Genomic DNA, 15,934 nt, shown 5'->3' with positions numbered 1-15,934 from the left:
GACACTCCGAGGAGCGATCACATTAATTTGCCATCATTTACTGCTTGGCCACCTGCTTGGTGATCTTCAGGTAGTCCAGCAGGATCCGGCCCGTCTCGGCCAGGTAGGCGTCGTCTTCCGGCTTGGTTTTCTCTGCCTCGGTTGGCAGCGCATCTTCATCTTCTTTCTTCAGCTCCTTGAGTGGATCTTCACCCTTGGCCTTGCGGCGGATGTTTTCCAGGGCAAGTTGCTTGTTCTCGATGTCGGTGTGCTGCGCGCGACGGTCCACTTCGTTGAGGCTGACGGTTTTTTCTTCCATCAGCTTCTTGGCCAGGGCCAGCTTGTCGCGGATGAACACGAACTCGGCATCCTTGGCGGAGCGGGTGTCGTGGTCAGCCTTGAGCTGGGCCAGGAACGGTTTGAACGGGTCCGACGCGGGTTTGATCGCAGGGCGGATGGTGTCCCACGGCATGGCTTCCGGCAGGGCGCTTTCGCCGATTTCCTTGGTGTCGATGATCGACGGGAAATCAATGTCCGGCAGCACGCCCTGATGCTGGGTGCTCTGCCCGGAAACCCGGTAGAACTTGGCCAGGGTCAGTTTCAGCTCGCCATGGTTCAGCGGCTGGATGGTCTGCACGGTGCCTTTGCCGAAGGTCTGGCCGCCGATGATCAGCGCGCGGTGGTAGTCCTGCATGGCGCCGGCGAAAATCTCCGAAGCCGAGGCCGAGAGGCGGTTGACCAGCAACGCCATCGGGCCTTTGTAGAAGGCGCCCGGGTTCTCGTCTTCCAGCACGTCGACACGGCCGTCAGCATTGCGTACCAACACGGTCGGGCCCTTGTCGATAAACAGGCTGGTCAGCTCGGTCGCTTCCTGCAGGGAACCGCCGCCGTTGTTGCGCAGGTCGATGACCACGCCGTCGACTTTTTCCTTTTGCAGCTCGGTGAGGATTTTCTTCACGTCGCGGGTCGTGGACTTGTAGTCCGGATCACCGGCACGGAAGGCCTTGAAGTCCAAGTAGAACGCCGGAATCTCGATCACGCCCAGCTTGTAGTCCTTGCCATCCTGCTTGAGGTTGAGGACTTTCTTCTGCACGGCCTGGTCTTCGAGCTTCACCGCTTCACGGGTGATGGACACGATCTTGCTGGTCTGGTCATTCGGTGCGTTGGTGTGCGGAATCACTTCCAGGCGCACCACACTGCCTTTTGGCCCACGGATCAGCTTGACCACTTCGTCCAGGCGCCAGCCGACCACGTCGACCATCTCTTTGTCGGCCTGGGCCACACCGATGATCTTGTCTGCCGGGGCGACCTGCTTGGTCTTGTCGGCAGGACCTGCGGGTACCAGGCGTACAATCTTGACCTGGTCATTGTCGCTTTGCAGGACGGCACCGATGCCTTCCAGCGACAGACTCATGTTGATATCAAAATTTTCCGCGTTATCTGGCGACAGATAATTGGTGTGCGGGTCGTAGGACATCGCGAAGGTGTTGATGTAGGCCTGGAAGATATCTTCCGCACGGGTCTGGTCCAGACGCGCCAGCTGATTCTTGTAGCGCTTGGTCAACAGTTCCTGGATGGCCTTGGGTTCTTTGCCGGCGATCTTCAGCCGCAGCACTTCATCCTTGACGCGTTTGCGCCACAGGTCATCCAGTTCGGCAGTGCTCTTGAGCCACGGCGCGTCCTTGCGATCCACCAGGAGGGTTTCCTTCTGGGTGAAATCGAGCTTGTCCGTGCCTTTGTTCAGCTCGGCCAGGGCAAAGTCCAGGCGTGCCTTGACGCGGTCCAGGTAGCGCTTGTAGATGGTGAAGCCGGGCTGCAGGTCGCCGCTCTTGAGGAGGTCGTCGAACTGGGTTTTCCACTTGTCGAACTCAGCGATATCGCTGGCCAGGAAGTAGCTGCGCGACGGGTCCAGCAGCTTGAGGTAGCTGTCGTAGATGATCACCGAGCGCGCGTCGTCCAGCGGCGGCTTGCTGTAGTGATGGCGCTTGAGCAGCTCGACGACGTTGAGGCTGGCAATCACCTCGTCGCGATCCGGCTGAAGGTTGTCCCAGCTGTTGGCTGCGAACGTATTGGTCGACATCGACGCGAAGCCGAGACCAATGAAAAGTGCGAGGGCGGTACTGGGGAACAAATGCTTCATGCTGATTCGACGCGGGGGCAATTGATAACGCATATTAGGCCGTCTTTGAGGGAGCCGGTTCCATATGGTCCGGTCGCATAATGCAAAAAGCCCGGCGCTACTGCTACGGGCTCAGTCCAGACTCACTATGGAGGCACTGTGAAAGCATTGCAAGGCGTTGACGGTCACGTGGAGTGGTTGGAAGAACCCAGTCCTACATGCGATGTAGGCCAAGTTCGCATTCGCGTGGCGGCTTCAGGCCTGAATCGCGCCGATTTATTGCAGCGTGCTGGGCTTTACCCGCCACCACCGGGTGCCAGCGCGGTGCTGGGCCTGGAGTGTTCCGGGGTGATCAGCGAAGTCGGCGCGGGCTCGTCCTGGCAGGTCGGTGACCGCGTCTGCGCGCTGCTGGCCGGCGGCGGCATGGCCGAAGAAGTGGTGGTGGATGCGCGCCATGTGCTGCCGGTGCCGGAAGGGCTGTCGCTGATCGAGGCGGCGGCATTGCCTGAAGTGTATGCCACGGCGTGGCTAAACCTGTTCCAGTTGGCCGGGCTCAAGCCCGGTGAAAAAGTCTTGTTGCACGCCGGCGCCAGTGGTGTGGGCTCGGCAGCCATCCAGCTGTGCAAGGCGTTTGGTAGCCCGTGCTGGGTCAGCGTCGGCTCGCCTGAGCGCTTGGCCTACTGTGAGGCGCTGGGAGCCCAGGGCGGCGTGGTTCGTACCGACGGCATTGAGGCGTTGCGGGACTTTGGGCCCTTCGACGTGATTCTCGACCCGGTCGGCGGCGACTATGCGGCGCTGGACCTCAAGCTGCTGGCGTTGGATGGTCGTTGGGTATTGATTGGTTTGATGGGTGGCCGGGAGGCAAAACTGGATCTGGCGCAAGTGCTTGGCAAGCGCATTCAGCTGTTGGGCTCGACCCTGCGCAGCCGCAGTGATCAGTTCAAGGCTGACTTGTTCAGCGATTTGAGCCAGCACGTTTGGCCGTTGTTTGTTGAAGGGCGACTGAGCCCGCAACTGGCCAAGACCTTCCCGATCAAGGATGCCGAGTCGGCGTTTGCCGAGCTGGCGACCAATCAGGTTTCCGGGAAGCTGGTGTTGGTGATCGACGAAAGCCTCAACTGATCTCAAATTGGAATGGGGTCAAGGTGGGAGGGGGCAAGCCCCCTCCCACATTTGGATCTAGGTTGAATCAGGTCCAATGGTGAATCGGCCAGCCGGCTTGTTCAGCATGGGCACGCAGTGCGGGATCCGGGTTTACCACCTGCGGATGATCCACCTTCAACAGCAACGGCAAATCATTGCGCGAATCCGAATAGAAATACGCGCCCTCCAATGTCTCGCCTTCCTGCTCCAACCATTCCAGCAACCGCGTGATCTTGCCTTCGCGATAGGTCAGTACACCGACCGTACGCCCGCTGTACACGCCATGGCTGACCTCAAGTTCGATCCCTAGCACTTCATCGATACCGATTCGCGCCGCAATCGGTTTGACCAGATGAGCACCGGACGCGGAAATCACCAGGATCCGGTCGCCATTGGCCCGGTGGCGGGCGACGGTCTTGGTGGCGTCGCTGTAGATCAGCGGCTCGATGATGTCCTCCACCCACGGCTCGACAAGGTGCTCGATTTCTTCCGGGGTGCGGCCAATCATCGGTTCCAGGCTGAAGTCCATGAAGTCTTCCATCTTCAGCTTGCCCTGGCTGTAGGCGTCCATCAGCTCGAGGTTCCTGCGCATGAACGACGCGGGGTCGACCCAGCCCAGGCGGCCCATCTGCTCACTCCACAGGGTGGCGCAGTCGCCGTGGATCAGGGTGTCGTCCAGATCAAAAATTGCCAGTGCCATCGGTCGTGCTCTCTCGGGAAATCGTGGCGTCAGGCTACTTCACACAACGCACTCGGGTCGATGGAAAGTGCCAGGCGTTGGCCGTCAGGATGCAGGTCATCGGCCGAGCGGTTGAGTACATCCACCACCAATTCCACGCCTCGCGCTTCGACGCGGTAGCGGATCACGTTGCCCAGCAGGCTGTGGCTGCGTACCAAGGCATCGAGTTCACCGTTGCGGCTCAGCGCGATGGCTTCCGGGCGAATCGCGATGCGGCTGTTGATCGGGCGTTGCAGCAGCTGGCTGGCCTTGTCCGCGTCCAGCAGATTGTAGTTGCCGATGAACCCGGCGGCGAACACATCCACCGGCGCGGTGTAGAGGGTCTCGGCATCGCCGCTCTGCACGATCTTGCCCTGGTTCATCAGGAAGATGCGGTCGGACATGGTCAGGGCTTCTTCCTGGTCATGGGTGACGAAAATCGTGGTCAGGCCCAGTTCGCGCTGGATCTGGCGGATCTGCTCGCGCAAGTGTTTGCGGATGCGTGCGTCCAGCGCCGACAGCGGCTCGTCCAGCAGCAACAGGCGCGGGCGCGTTACCAGGGAGCGGGCGAGGGCCACGCGCTGGCACTGGCCGCCGGACATCTGGTGCGGATAGCGGCCGGCGAGGTCCTTGAGTTCCACCAGTTGCAGCACGTCCTGCACACGCTTGTGGCTGTCGTCGGCGTTGACCTTTTGCATGCGCAGGCCGAAGGCGACGTTCTGCTCCACGGTCATGTTGGGGAACAGTGCGTAGCTCTGGAACACCATGCCAATGTTGCGTTTCTGCGGGCTCAGCGGAACGATGTCCTGGCCATCCAGCAGGATTTTGCCACTGTCCACCGCGGTCAGGCCGGCGATGCAGCGCAGCAGCGTGGACTTGCCACAACCGGACGGGCCGAGCAGGGTGACGAATTCACCCTGGGCGATTTCGCAGTTGATATCACTGAACACCGGGGTCCCGGCGTAGCCTTTTTGCAGGTGTTGGACGCTGACGAAGCTCATTGGCTTTTGTCCTTGTTCAAGATGTTGGCGGCCCAGGTCAGCACCAGCACAAAGAAGAAGTAGGAAATCACGACGGCACTGGTGAAGTGACCGCTGCTGTTGCGCATGTTGTTGAGGTACACCTGCAGGGTCTCGTAACGAGTGCCGACGAGGATGTTGGCAAACACGAACTCACCAAACAGGAACGAGAACGACAGCAGCAGCGCCACCATCAGGCCCTTGCGCAGGTTGGGCAGCACCACCAGGATCGCCGCCTGCCAGGTGCTGGCGCCGAGCAGTTGGGACGCGTCCATCAGGTCGCGCAGGTTGATGGCCTGCAGGTTGTTGGTGATCGCCCGGTACATGAACGGCAGGGCCACGGTGAAGTAGCAGCCGATCAGGATCCACGGCGTGCCCACCATCGCCAGCGGCCCGGAACCGTAGAGTTGCAGCAGGCCCACCGAGGACACCACCGGCGGTACCGCGAAGGGCAGCAGGATCAGGATGTTCATCAATGCGTCGAGCCTGGGGAAGTGGTAATGCACCACGAACAGCAGCGGCAGGATCAGCACGACCGACAGGATCAGCGCGCCCACGCACACCAGCAATGACTGCCCGAAGGCCATCAGGAAGCGCGGGTCGCTCCACAGCTGCACGTACCACTTCACGGTAAAGCCCGCCGGCAGGATGGTCGCCGACCAACTGCTGGCAATCGAATAGACGAAGGTGCCGATCAGCGGCAACACCAGGATCGCAAACAATAACCACACCACCACGCGGTGGTAGAGGGAGGCCGGGCCGGCTTCAGCGCGAGACATGGTAGCTCCTCTTGAGCAGCAGTTGATGGGCCACCGTGACCACTGTCATCAGGGCCACCAGCACCACGGCCAGGGCGCTGGCCATGTTCGGGTCGAGGGATACGTCGCCGGAAACCAGCCCCGCGATGCGGATCGGCAGCACGTTGAAATTACCGGTGGTCAGTGCGTACACCGTCGCGTAGGCCCCGAGGGCGTTGGCCAGCAGGATCACGAAGGTGCCCAGCAATGCCGGCGTCAGTACCGGCAAGCCGATGTGCCGCCAGAATTGCCAGCCGTTCGCGCCGAGCAGGGCGGCCGACTCGCGCCAATCTTCGCGCAGGGCGTCAAAGGCCGGGTACAGCAGCAACACGCCCAGAGGAATCTGGAAGTAGGTGTAGAGGATGATCAGCCCCGTTTTCGAATACAGGTTGAAATCCTGGATGATCCCGGCCTGTTTGAGCATGAGGGTGATGCTGCCGTTGAAGCCCAGCAGGATGATGAACGCGAAGGCCAAGGGCACGCCGGCGAAGTTGCTGGTCATGTTGGCGAAGGCGGTGACGAAGTTGCGCAGTGGCGAATCCACCCGGCGCAACGAGTAACTGCCCAGCGTGGCAATGACGATGCCGAATACACTCGAGTAGAAACTGATCTCGAGGCTGAGCTGGATCGCTTGGCGGTAGAACTTCGAGCTGAAGATGCGGATGAAATTGTCCACGCCCCAGCCGGCCTCTTCGGTTTGCAGGCTGTTGATCAGCACCCACACCAGCGGCGCGATTTCAAAGACGATAAAAAACAGTGCGAACGGCACCAGACACAGCAGCGCCAGCCATTTACCACGGATCATTTCAACAGCTCCCGGCACACAGGTTTGTCGTGAGGCACGCCCAGCAGTTCGCAGAGGGTGCCGCACAGCTCGGTCTGTTTCGGCGCGGCGTTGGCGTCGAGGCTGAAGGCATCACCGAGCACGAACAGCGGCACTTCCCGTTCTTCCGGCAGCAGGCCGTTGTGGGAGCGGTCGTTGTTCATGCCGTGGTCGGCGGTCACCAGTACCTGGTAGCCGGCGTCGAGCCAGGTGTGCAGGTAGTCGGCGAGGATGATGTCGGCCGAGCGCGCACTGTTGCGGTACTGCGGCGTGTCGAGGCCGTGCTTGTGGCCGGCGTCGTCGATGTTCATCGGGTGCACCACCAAAAGGTCGGGCGCGTGCTTGAGGCGCAGGCTTTCGGCGTCGGCGAACAGATGGGAATCGGGGTAGTGGTCATTCCAGTAGAAATGGCCGTGCTGGATGGCCAGGGACGCGTCGTCGGTATGACGATCGCGCGCGGCCTCAAAGGGCGAGCGGTTATATAACTCGCTGACCCAGTGGTAAGCCGCCGCTGCGGTAACAAGGCCCGCGTCGGTGGCGTAATGGAAAATACTGCGCTGGTTGGACAGGCGCGAAACGTGGTTGTGCACGATACCGCTCTGGATCGGCGGCACGCCGGTGAGGATGCATTCATACAGCGGGCGGGACAGGGCGGGCAATTCGCATTCCAGTTTGTAGAGCGCTGCGCGTCCTGCGCCGACATAGGCCTGCAAGTGCCCCATGGCGTGCCGGGCAACCTCGAAGTTGAGGCCGTCGAGCACGACGAGGATGACAGTGTGCTTCATGGGGGGAGGGCGCTCCGCAACGGATGGACTTGAATCTCTTTATCTGCAGAAACAGGGATCAAGTGTGGGAGGGGGCAAGCCCCCTCCCACATTGGATTTCCAGTGGATTTCCAATGTGGGCGACAGCCTTACTGCATCTCTACGATCACCTGCTCGTTCCACAGCTGCGGCAGTTTCTTGGACGTCGCTTCCCAGGCATCGGCATCCTTGATCGGCTGCGGGTTGGCCTTGGTGTACTGCTCGCCCGGGATCAGGTTTTTGGCAATGTCGGCCGGCAGTTTCAGGTCGGTTTCCGCGCGGATCGGACGTGCATTGCCCTTCGCCAGGTTGAGTTGGCCGGCATCGCTGAAGATGTATTCGCGGGTCAGCTTGGCGGCGTTCGGGTGCTTGGCGTATTTGTTGATGATGGTGGTGTAGCCGGACTTCACCGAGCCGTCCGACGGGATCAGTACCACGTAGTCATCCGGGTTGGCCATCTTGGCCTTGTAGCTCAGGCCGTTGAAGTCCCAGACGATGCCCACTTCGACTTCGCCTTTTTCCATGGTGGCGATGGTCGGGTTGGACAGCGACAGGCGACCTTGCTGGGCGATCTTGGTGAAAAACTGCAGGCCCGGGGCGATGTTCTTTTCGTCGCCTTTGTTGGCGATGGCAGCGGCCAGAACGCCATTGGCTGCCTGGGCTGCGGTGCTGACGTCACCGATGGAAACCTTGTATTTTCCGCCTTGCAGGTCTTTCCAGCTGGTCGGCACTTCGGAACCGTGCAGCAGCTTCTTGTTGACGATAAACGCGATGGTGCCGGTGTAGGCCAGCGCCCAGTGACCGTCCTTGTCCTTCGCCCAATCCGGTACGTGCGCCCACGTGGAAGGCTTGTACGGCTGGGTCACTTCCTGCTTCACGGCAATCGGGCCAAAGGCCGCGCCCACGTCGCCGATGTCAGCGCTGGCATTGTCTTTTTCGGCTTTGAACTTGGCAATTTCCTGGGCCGAGCTCATGTCGGTGTCGATGTGCTTGAGGCCATAGGTCTTGGCCAGGTCTTCCCAGGTGCCTTTCCAGTTGGCCCAGTCATCCGGCATGCCGACGCTGTTCACGGCGCCTTCTGCCTTGGCGGCGGCTTCCAGGGTTTTTAGATCGGTATCAGCGGCCATGGCGGCGGTGCACATGGCAATGGTCGAGCCTAACAGTGATGCCAGGAAAAGCTGTTTCATCCGAAGCTCCTATGGGCGTTTTCAACGCTGCGTTTTTATCGACGTTTGCGATGGTGTTGGTCTAGGTCAGAGCAATACCTGAGCCAATCTAGGCTCGATGGATGACAGTTTCGTGTCGATGTCGTTTTTATCGTGCGGATGTCGCTCTGCGCAGACTGAGCGTAGACCATGGGAAAATCCCCGTCTGGCTTGGACTTGGCCGATGTATTGCAGCGTGTTCTGCGACGCTCGGACAGCCGCTGTCATCTGTCGGTCATCTGCAATGCCTAGGCTGGCACCCAACGGCAGAGGCCCGAATTCAGCGCGGTTTGTGCACCTGAACGGTGCTGGTCTAGTCCAGATAGGTAACGTTGATGCGTGATGAGGCAATCAAGGCGGTGACCTCCATTGGCCTGGCGCTGCAGGAGCAGATTGACCACGGCTTGCTGGCACCTGGCAGCAAACTGCCCGCCGAACGCAAGCTCAGCGAGTTGTTTGGTACCACCCGGATTACGGTGCGGGAAGCCTTGTTACAACTGGAGGCTCAGGGGCAGATCTATCGCGAGGAGCGGCGCGGCTGGTTTGTGTCGCCGCCACGGCTGGCCTACAACTTGATGCAGCGCAGTCATTTTCACGCGATGGTCGGCGATCAGGGGCGGGTGGCGTCCACCGAGGTGATTTCTGCACGGCTGAAACCGGCCTCGGCGGCGGTGTGTGCCTGGTTGCAACTGCCGGCATTGTCGAGCGTGATTCAGATCTGTCGGAGCCGGCGCATCGATGGGCGCCTGGTGTTGTACGTGGAGCACTACCTGAACCCGCACTATTTTCCGGGGATCCTGGCGTGTGACTTGAATCAGTCGATGACCGAGTTGTATGCGCGCAACTACGACGTGCACTATGGGCGGGTACGCTTTGAAATTGTGCCGACATCACTGCCGGTGGAAGCTGCCGCCGCATTGCGTGTGTCGGTGGGCAGCCCGGGCTTGCGTATCGCCCGGGTCAACTATGACCAGCATCAGCGGTTGATCGACTGCGACCTGGAATTCTGGCGGCATGATGCCATCCATGTGGGTGTGGATGTCACGGGCTCAGCGCCTTGATCACCTGGTCCACATTGGTTTCCAGTTCAGCTACCGGGTCGGCACCGTCCACATTCATTACCAGCAACTGCGAACCGCCGGCCGTCACGGCGGCCTTCACCGCCTCACTCGGCTGGCGATGATGCAGCACCACGGCCACGTCGTTGTCCTTCAACTCGGCGCTGAGCTTGTGCAACGCCTCGGGCGTCCAGTCGGCATCCGGCCGCGCATCCGTGCTGACCACGTCCAGGTTCAAGCCGCTGACCAGATAGGCAAAGTGATCACTCAGGCTGACCACACTCAAGTTATCCGCCTTGGCCAGCCGCGCTTCGCTGTCGGCGGTGAGCTTGAGCAGGCGCTGCTTGAGGCCGGCGAGGTTGGCGTCGATCTTCGGCTTGGCGCTCGGCGCCAGGCGGCCTAGGTCTGCGGCCAGTACATCGGCCATGCGCCCCAGGTTGTTGCTGGATTGCCAGGGTTGGCTGTTCAGCCCGTCACTGACGCCCGGCTGTACGGCAATGCCGGGCAGGCCGCCGTCCACCGGGCGCGCGGCGTCGACTTCAACGATGCGGATATTGCTGCGCCGCGCCACCGGGTACAGCGGGTCATCGGCCCACAGCGAGCGCAGGCCAATGGCGGCGTCGGCGTCCTGGGCCAGCTTGCCCAGCGCCGGCGCGCCACGGCCGGTGAAGTAGGACACTTGCCGCGAACCGGGCAGGTTGGCCGGCGCGGCGCGTTCAAGCTGCACGGCCGTGCCGTTGAGCAGTACTTCAGCCAAGCCATAGGTGATGGGCAGCGAGGCCAGCACTTTGACCGGTTTTGCCGCGTGGGCAGCCGGCTTGGCTGCCTCAGCCGCCATCAACGGTGGGGTGAACAGACAGGCGATGGCCAGGGCCAGGGGATGAAGAACAGAGCGCATTATCCAAGATTCCCTTTCAGGCTGGGCACGATGCCGCGCGCGATGGCGGCGAGGGCGAAGGCGATACCGGCCATCAGGATGATCGCGGCACCGGACGGGATGGGCAGGTCGAAGATGATCGGCAGGAGGATGCCGCACAGGGTGCTCACCGTAGCGATCACCACCGAGACCCAGAAAAAGCCCTTGAGCGACTGGCTCAGCAGGCGCGCGGCCGCGGCCGGAATCACCAGCAGTGCGCCCACCAGAATGGCGCCGATGACCTTGACCGCCGCCACGGTGATCAGCGTCACCAGGATCACGAACAGATAATCCAGGGTCTTCACCGCCACCCCGCGCACCGCCGCCAGTTGCGGGTTGAAACTGGCGAGCATAATGCGGTTGTACAGCGGCAACGCCAAGGCCATCACCAACGAACCGACAATCGCCAGCACCAGCAGGTCGTTGCCGTTGACCGTCAACACCGAGCCGAACAATACGTTTTCGAGGATGTGCACGTTGATCTTGCCCGCCAGAATCAACAGCAGGCTCGCGCCCAGCGCCAGGGATACCGAGAGGAATACGCCGATCAAGGTGTCCGGCGCCAGGCCGGTGCGGTTGCGCAGGTAGTTGAGCAGGATGCCGAACAGCAGGCAGTACCCGAACAGCGCGCCATACGGCCCGGTGTAGGGTTCGCCGAGCAGGATGCCGACGGCCACGCCGGTCAGTGCCGCATGGCCGACGGCCTCGGAGAAAAAGGCAAAGCGCTTGACCACCACCAAGGTGCCCAGGCCGCCCAGCACCGGGCCGATCAGCAAGCCGGCGAGCAGGGCGTTGACCACAAACCCGTAGGCGAGCGCTTCTGGCAGGTACCCGGAAGAGGCCCAGCCCTGGACCATCAAGCGAAAGGCTTCATAACTCATTGCGCCGTGCTCCGAGGGTGGGTGGAGAACAGGGTCAGCAGGCGATCCGGTGTGAGCGCCTCCTGGGGCGTGGCGTCGAACAGCACGCGGCGGTTGAGCCCGGTGACGCGGTCGGCCAGGCGACCCACGGCGTCCAGGTCATGCTCGATCCACAGCACGGTGATCCCGGCCAGGCGCCAGTCATTGAGCAGGCGTTCGAACACCTGGATACCGGCCTCGTCGAGGGCCGACATCGGTTCATCCAGCACTAGCAGTTGTGGCGCCGGGATCAGGCCTTGGGCCAGCAGCACGCGCTGGCGTTCGCCACCGGACAGTGCGCCCATCCGGCGCTTGCGTTTGTCCTGCATGCCGACGCGTTCCAGCGCATCGCCAATCGCCCCGGCGTAATGCCGGGACAGGCCGAGGAATGCCGGACGGCGCTGGCACATTGCGGCCATGAAATCATCCACGGTCATCGGCAGGCCGCGGTCGAATTCCAGCGCCTGCGGCACATAGCCGATGGTGCCCACCGTGGTCGGCCATTGCAGGCGCAGTTGCCCCTGGTGCGGGGTTTGCCCCAGCAGCGTCTTGATCAGCGAGCTTTTGCCGCCGCCGTTGGGGCCGACCAGCGCATGGATGCTGCCCGGCTGCACCTGGAAACTCACTTCCGCCAGGATCGGGGTGCGGCCCAGCGTCAGTGAAACCTTGTCGAACTCGATCGTCGGGCCAACACTGGCAACCTTCAATTGCTCTGCCGCCGTCATGCCCCCGACTCCTGGATCGCGCGGACCACTGTGTCGAGGTTGCCGGTCATTTCCACTTCGTATTTCTCGGGGCTGTATTCGCCGTAGGAAATATGCGACAGCGGGTACAGCTTGACCCCGGATTCACGCTGGATGGTCTCGACGTAGGTGGACGGGAAGTCCATCTCCGAGAAGATCACTTTCACGTCGAGGGCGCGCAGTTCATCAATGGTCTTCTTCAGCTGGCTCGGGCTGGGCTCGATGCCGTGGGCTGGCTCGACCACGGCGGTGACTTCCAGGCCGAATTCGCGCAGCAGGTAGTCGTAGGCGGCGTGCACGGTGGCCACGCGCAGGTCCGGGTTAGGGGCGCTGGTCAACTTGGCCAGCGCATCGGCGCGCATCTGGCGCAGGCGCTTGCCGTAGGCGCGGGCGTTCTGGGTGTAGGTTTTGGCGTTGTCCGGGTCGAGCTTGCCCAGCTCGCGGGCGATGTTGTTGACCTGGGCAATCGACGCACTGATCGACAGGAACGTGTGTGGGTTGACCACCTTGCCCGCACCGCGCGCGGCGTTGCCGGTGGCGGCCAGCAGGGGCACATTGGCGTTGGCTTCGATCACCGGGATATCGGGGCGCTCGCTGGTGGCGATCATCCGGTCGGCGAAGTCGTCGTGTCCGACGCCGTTGAGCACGATCACGTCCAGGCTGCCGATGCGCTTGATGTCGTCGGCCCGAGGCTCGTAGGCGTGGGGGTTGAAACCGGCGGGAATCAGCGGCACCACCTCGGCCTTGTCGCCGACGATGTTGCTTACATAGCTGTAATAAGGGTGCAGGGTGATGCCGATACGCAGGCGCTTGGCCGCCTCGGCACTGGCCAGCGGGGCGAACATCAGGCTGAGCAGGCTGACCAGCAACAGGCGCAACAGGGGCGATGACTTAGACATGGGCAATCGGTCTTCTCGTTCAGTGACGGTGCTGGCGGGTGACGCCGGCATCGAATTGCGCAACCACCTGCTGCCAGCCGGCCGCGATCAGCGCCTGGTCAGAGAGGTCGGAGGGGGCGGCCAGGTTGGCGCTGCGGTTGAGCCAGATATCCGGCTCGGCACCGTGCACGCGCATCAGCAGCGAGCCGGCGGTACGGGGAGCCTGGCTCAAGCCGAGGTAGGCAGCAGGCGCCTGGAGTTGCCAGCGGTGGTCGCCACGGCTGACCGAGCTGGCGTCCTGGGCGAAGGGCGCGAAGCCCTCTTCAGCCAATTGTGCCGGCGTCGGCAGCTCGCTGTGTTCCTGTTGCAACAGCTGGATTTCATCCAGGGTCACCCGCAGGTCGGCGTAGATGCCTTGCTCGGCGGCGCTCAAGTCGCGGCGGGCGTCCAGTTGATGGCTCGGCACGGCCGCAACTTCCTGGGTTTCGCCGTGCAGGGCAATCACCGAACCGGCTACCGCGAGGATGATCAGGCACAGCAGCAGCACGTAGAGGGTTTCATGACCCGCCCCGGCGGGGCGGACGACCTGTGTGGTACTCATTGCGGCTGGATATCCGCTTGGTCGATCTCAACCACATGGCCGGGGCCCGCGTCGAACAGCACGTAGAACTCGGCGGAGGGTTTCTTGAAGGTCAGCTTGGAGTCCTCGCCCAGCTTGCCGGGCACCAGGATGGTCTCGTCGTAGCCGATCACGTCCAGGGTCACCCCTGGAGCGCCGCTGCCGTCGGAGAAACCGCCGGTGCACTGGATCTGCTCACCGGGGATTTCCTTGCATTCGCACATCGGGTTGTGGGCCAGGGCAACGGTACTGAAACCGGCACCGATCAGCAGTGCAGCGCAGGCGTGAGTCAGGCGCTTGAATGTCATGGTTTAACTCCTTGCTTGTTCAGCCAGGCAATGGTGGCAGGCGAGGCCTGGCTCAGCGGGATGGAACCCTGGTGCATGGTGCCGTCCCAGCCTTCCATGGTGACCCACAGCTCGGCATCCGCCGGCGTGCGTTCCGGCACCGGCAGGCCAGCGCCCATGCGGTACGGCGTGCCAAAGAAGATCACCCCGGCGGCGCGCAGGCTGCGGGGCTTGCCGATGCGCAGGTAGGTGGCCTTGACCTGGTCGGCGCAGGCGGCGCACAGGGCAGCATTGAAAAACTTCATCGGGCCGGCCGGGTTGGGGCGCGGGCCCTCGTTGCGGAATTCGGCTAGCGTGAGGCTCCAGGGGCCGACCTGCACGTCGCCGGCGACCCGTTCACCAATCCCCGTATCCCCGCGGAACAGCGCGGCGTCGGCGAAGTATTTGGGCATGAAACCCAAGGGCACCAGCAGCAACAGCACATTGATATGAAAGCGCCATTTGAGCCAAAAGGCGCGAAGCGGCGACGGGGTTGCAACAGCGACCTTGCTCATCGGCTGGCCTCCGGGGTTTCAGCCTGCATGGCGGGGACGGCAGCCGGTGTGCGCTGGGTCTTGGCTTCACGTTTCAGGGCATTGAGGGTGGCCAGCGCGGTGCGCTTGGTCCAGATCAGCAGCCCGCTGAGCACCATCATGCTCATGATCAGGCCGAAGAATGCCCAGATCAGCTTGATCCACAGGCCACCAAAGTCGCCGGTGTGCAGGGGGCGCATGGATTCGGTGACGAACTCCAGCTTCGAGCGGTCGGAAAGCAGGTGCGCCGCAGCCACTTCACCGTCATAGGGGTTGATCTGTGCGGTCTGGTACATCAGCGGGTACCAGCCCCGCCCGCCAATCTGCAAATGGCTGTAGGCATTGAGCGGCAGGCTGATGAAGCTGGCCTCCAGGCCGGGGATGCGCTGGGTGGCGACCTTGATGGCCTCGTCCACGGGAATCATGGGCGCCGGTACGCCAGGGGCCGACATCGGCACCTTGTCGCGGGCAATCACCGGGACGACCTGTTCGGTGGAAATCGAAATCTGGTTATCCCCCAGGATCGCCCGGATCAGGAACCAGATACCGGTCACGGCGATCACCAGAATGAACCAGATCGACCAGATACCGCTCAGGCGGTGGAAGTCACCCCAGAAGATACGCGCGCCGTGGCGCACACGCAGGGTAGGGCGCAGGAAGCCCTTCCAGAATTTCTTGTACACCACAAGCCCGGTCACCAGCGACGCCAGCAGCGGTATGCCGAGCGCCGACACCAGGTACCAGCCCCAGCTGTAGCCATTGGTGAACGGCACCAGCCACCAGCCGTGCAGCGCGCGGGTAAACGCCTGGAAGTCGAAAGACGGGCTGATGCCCTGGATGGCCCCGGTGTAGGGGTTGACGTACACCTCGACGGAGCGCCCGTCCGGGTAGCTGAGGTCGACGCTCAGGGCGAAATGCGATTCGTCCGGACGGCTGATGGACTGGACGAAGACCTTGGGTTCATCGCGCTTGATGGCGGCGATGACCTGGTCGTAACTCAGCGGCTCTGCATCATCGGAGGGCTTGCTGGCGCGGATATCCGGGTTGGCCAGCCAGACGAGTTCCTGGCTGACCACTGCCAGCGTGCCAGTGACGCAGACGATCAGTACAAAGAACCAGATGGGCAATGCCAACCAGCTATGTACGAGAAACCAGAGTTTGGAGCGTGACTTCTTCGACATGTGAATGAGGGTCTTGATCGGAGGGGGGCGATGGAGGCCCGGGAAAGGCCGGTCGTAGCTTTTGCTTACGCGACAGGCTGTATCTAGATTAAGACGGATGAGAATGAGAAATCCCTAATGCGGAAATGAAAGCAAATGTTTCAGGTTCCCATTCAGGGTGCTTTCAATGCATCGA

The 15,934-nt window shown here is 62.1% G+C and carries 17 protein-coding genes; 2 read left to right on the top strand and 15 right to left on the bottom strand.

What is annotated here, in order from left to right; translation table 11 throughout:
* Window positions 1-37: 37 nt before the first annotated feature.
* Window positions 38-2,119 carry a carboxy terminal-processing peptidase gene (locus tag CQ041_RS22940; protein WP_177429416.1) on the bottom strand — a complete coding sequence of 694 codons (2,082 nt, stop codon included), beginning with the start codon at window positions 2,117-2,119 and terminating at the stop codon, window positions 38-40.
* 138 nt (window positions 2,120-2,257) lie between these two features.
* Here CQ041_RS22940 and CQ041_RS22935 point away from each other — a divergent pair, with 138 nt between their 5' ends.
* Complete coding sequence (locus CQ041_RS22935) at window positions 2,258-3,220, top strand: zinc-binding dehydrogenase (RefSeq protein ID WP_105524617.1); 963 nt, start codon at window positions 2,258-2,260, stop codon at window positions 3,218-3,220.
* Window positions 3,221-3,287: 67 nt separating this feature from the next.
* Here CQ041_RS22935 and CQ041_RS22930 read toward each other — a convergent pair whose 3' ends face one another.
* The 6 genes from CQ041_RS22930 to CQ041_RS22905 all read right to left on the bottom strand — a co-directional run bounded on the left by CQ041_RS22930 (window position 3,288) and on the right by CQ041_RS22905 (window position 8,588).
* Complete coding sequence (locus CQ041_RS22930; RefSeq protein ID WP_105524615.1) at window positions 3,288-3,941, bottom strand: HAD family phosphatase; 654 nt, start codon at window positions 3,939-3,941, stop codon at window positions 3,288-3,290.
* A 29-nt stretch (window positions 3,942-3,970) separates the two neighbouring features.
* Window positions 3,971-4,960 (bottom strand): ABC transporter ATP-binding protein, encoded by a 990-nt coding sequence (locus CQ041_RS22925; RefSeq protein WP_105524613.1) that lies wholly within the window; start codon window positions 4,958-4,960, stop codon window positions 3,971-3,973.
* On the bottom strand, window positions 4,957-5,757 hold the full coding sequence (locus CQ041_RS22920; protein ID WP_105524611.1) for an ABC transporter permease: 801 nt from the start codon (window positions 5,755-5,757) through the stop codon (window positions 4,957-4,959). Before CQ041_RS22920 ends, CQ041_RS22925 begins: the two co-directional genes overlap by 4 nt.
* Window positions 5,744-6,580 carry an ABC transporter permease subunit gene (locus tag CQ041_RS22915; protein WP_105524609.1) on the bottom strand — a complete coding sequence of 279 codons (837 nt, stop codon included), beginning with the start codon at window positions 6,578-6,580 and terminating at the stop codon, window positions 5,744-5,746. Before CQ041_RS22915 ends, CQ041_RS22920 begins: the two co-directional genes overlap by 14 nt.
* Complete coding sequence (locus tag CQ041_RS22910; protein ID WP_105524607.1) at window positions 6,577-7,383, bottom strand: alkaline phosphatase family protein; 807 nt, start codon at window positions 7,381-7,383, stop codon at window positions 6,577-6,579. Before CQ041_RS22910 ends, CQ041_RS22915 begins: the two co-directional genes overlap by 4 nt.
* A 128-nt stretch (window positions 7,384-7,511) precedes the next feature.
* Entirely contained in the window at window positions 7,512-8,588 is a 1,077-nt protein-coding gene (locus tag CQ041_RS22905; RefSeq protein WP_105524605.1) for an ABC transporter substrate-binding protein, read from the bottom strand.
* 353 nt (window positions 8,589-8,941) lie between these two features.
* Between CQ041_RS22905 and CQ041_RS22900 the strand changes: the two genes are divergently transcribed.
* Window positions 8,942-9,667, top strand: coding sequence for a UTRA domain-containing protein (locus CQ041_RS22900; RefSeq protein WP_105524603.1), 726 nt, complete (start codon window positions 8,942-8,944; stop codon window positions 9,665-9,667).
* On the opposite strand, the gene CQ041_RS22895 is transcribed toward CQ041_RS22900, so the two are convergent.
* From CQ041_RS22895 to CQ041_RS22860, 8 genes are read right to left on the bottom strand one after another with little or no spacing between them, the layout of a single operon-like run.
* Window positions 9,648-10,562 (bottom strand): metal ABC transporter solute-binding protein, Zn/Mn family, encoded by a 915-nt coding sequence (locus CQ041_RS22895; RefSeq protein ID WP_105524602.1) that lies wholly within the window; start codon window positions 10,560-10,562, stop codon window positions 9,648-9,650. The two genes, CQ041_RS22900 and CQ041_RS22895, sit on opposite strands and share 20 nt — an antisense overlap.
* Entirely contained in the window at window positions 10,562-11,461 is a 900-nt protein-coding gene (locus CQ041_RS22890; RefSeq protein ID WP_105524600.1) for a metal ABC transporter permease, read from the bottom strand. The genes CQ041_RS22895 and CQ041_RS22890 overlap by 1 nt, the downstream gene beginning before the upstream one ends.
* A complete protein-coding gene (locus tag CQ041_RS22885; protein WP_105524598.1) occupies window positions 11,458-12,204 on the bottom strand; it encodes a metal ABC transporter ATP-binding protein in 747 nt (248 codons plus the stop codon). The genes CQ041_RS22890 and CQ041_RS22885 overlap by 4 nt, the downstream gene beginning before the upstream one ends.
* A complete protein-coding gene (locus CQ041_RS22880; RefSeq protein WP_105524596.1) occupies window positions 12,201-13,121 on the bottom strand; it encodes a metal ABC transporter substrate-binding protein in 921 nt (306 codons plus the stop codon). The genes CQ041_RS22885 and CQ041_RS22880 overlap by 4 nt, the downstream gene beginning before the upstream one ends.
* Before the next feature lie 19 nt (window positions 13,122-13,140).
* On the bottom strand, window positions 13,141-13,701 hold the full coding sequence (locus CQ041_RS22875; protein WP_105524594.1) for a DUF6162 family protein: 561 nt from the start codon (window positions 13,699-13,701) through the stop codon (window positions 13,141-13,143).
* Entirely contained in the window at window positions 13,698-14,027 is a 330-nt protein-coding gene (locus tag CQ041_RS22870; RefSeq protein ID WP_105524591.1) for a hypothetical protein, read from the bottom strand. Before CQ041_RS22870 ends, CQ041_RS22875 begins: the two co-directional genes overlap by 4 nt.
* Window positions 14,024-14,560: a thiamine pyrophosphate-binding protein gene (locus tag CQ041_RS22865; protein ID WP_105524589.1), complete on the bottom strand. Its 537-nt coding sequence runs from the start codon at window positions 14,558-14,560 to the stop codon at window positions 14,024-14,026. Before CQ041_RS22865 ends, CQ041_RS22870 begins: the two co-directional genes overlap by 4 nt.
* Window positions 14,557-15,759 (bottom strand): PepSY domain-containing protein, encoded by a 1,203-nt coding sequence (locus tag CQ041_RS22860; RefSeq protein ID WP_105524587.1) that lies wholly within the window; start codon window positions 15,757-15,759, stop codon window positions 14,557-14,559. Before CQ041_RS22860 ends, CQ041_RS22865 begins: the two co-directional genes overlap by 4 nt.
* Window positions 15,760-15,934: the final 175 nt, after the last annotated feature.

Origin of the sequence: Pseudomonas sp. MYb60 (assembly GCF_002979555.1) — a bacterium.
In the GTDB taxonomy this organism is placed as follows: domain Bacteria; phylum Pseudomonadota; class Gammaproteobacteria; order Pseudomonadales; family Pseudomonadaceae; genus Aquipseudomonas.
Note: the sequence above shows the minus strand (reverse complement) of the source record. Positions and strands in the feature narration are given on the sequence as shown.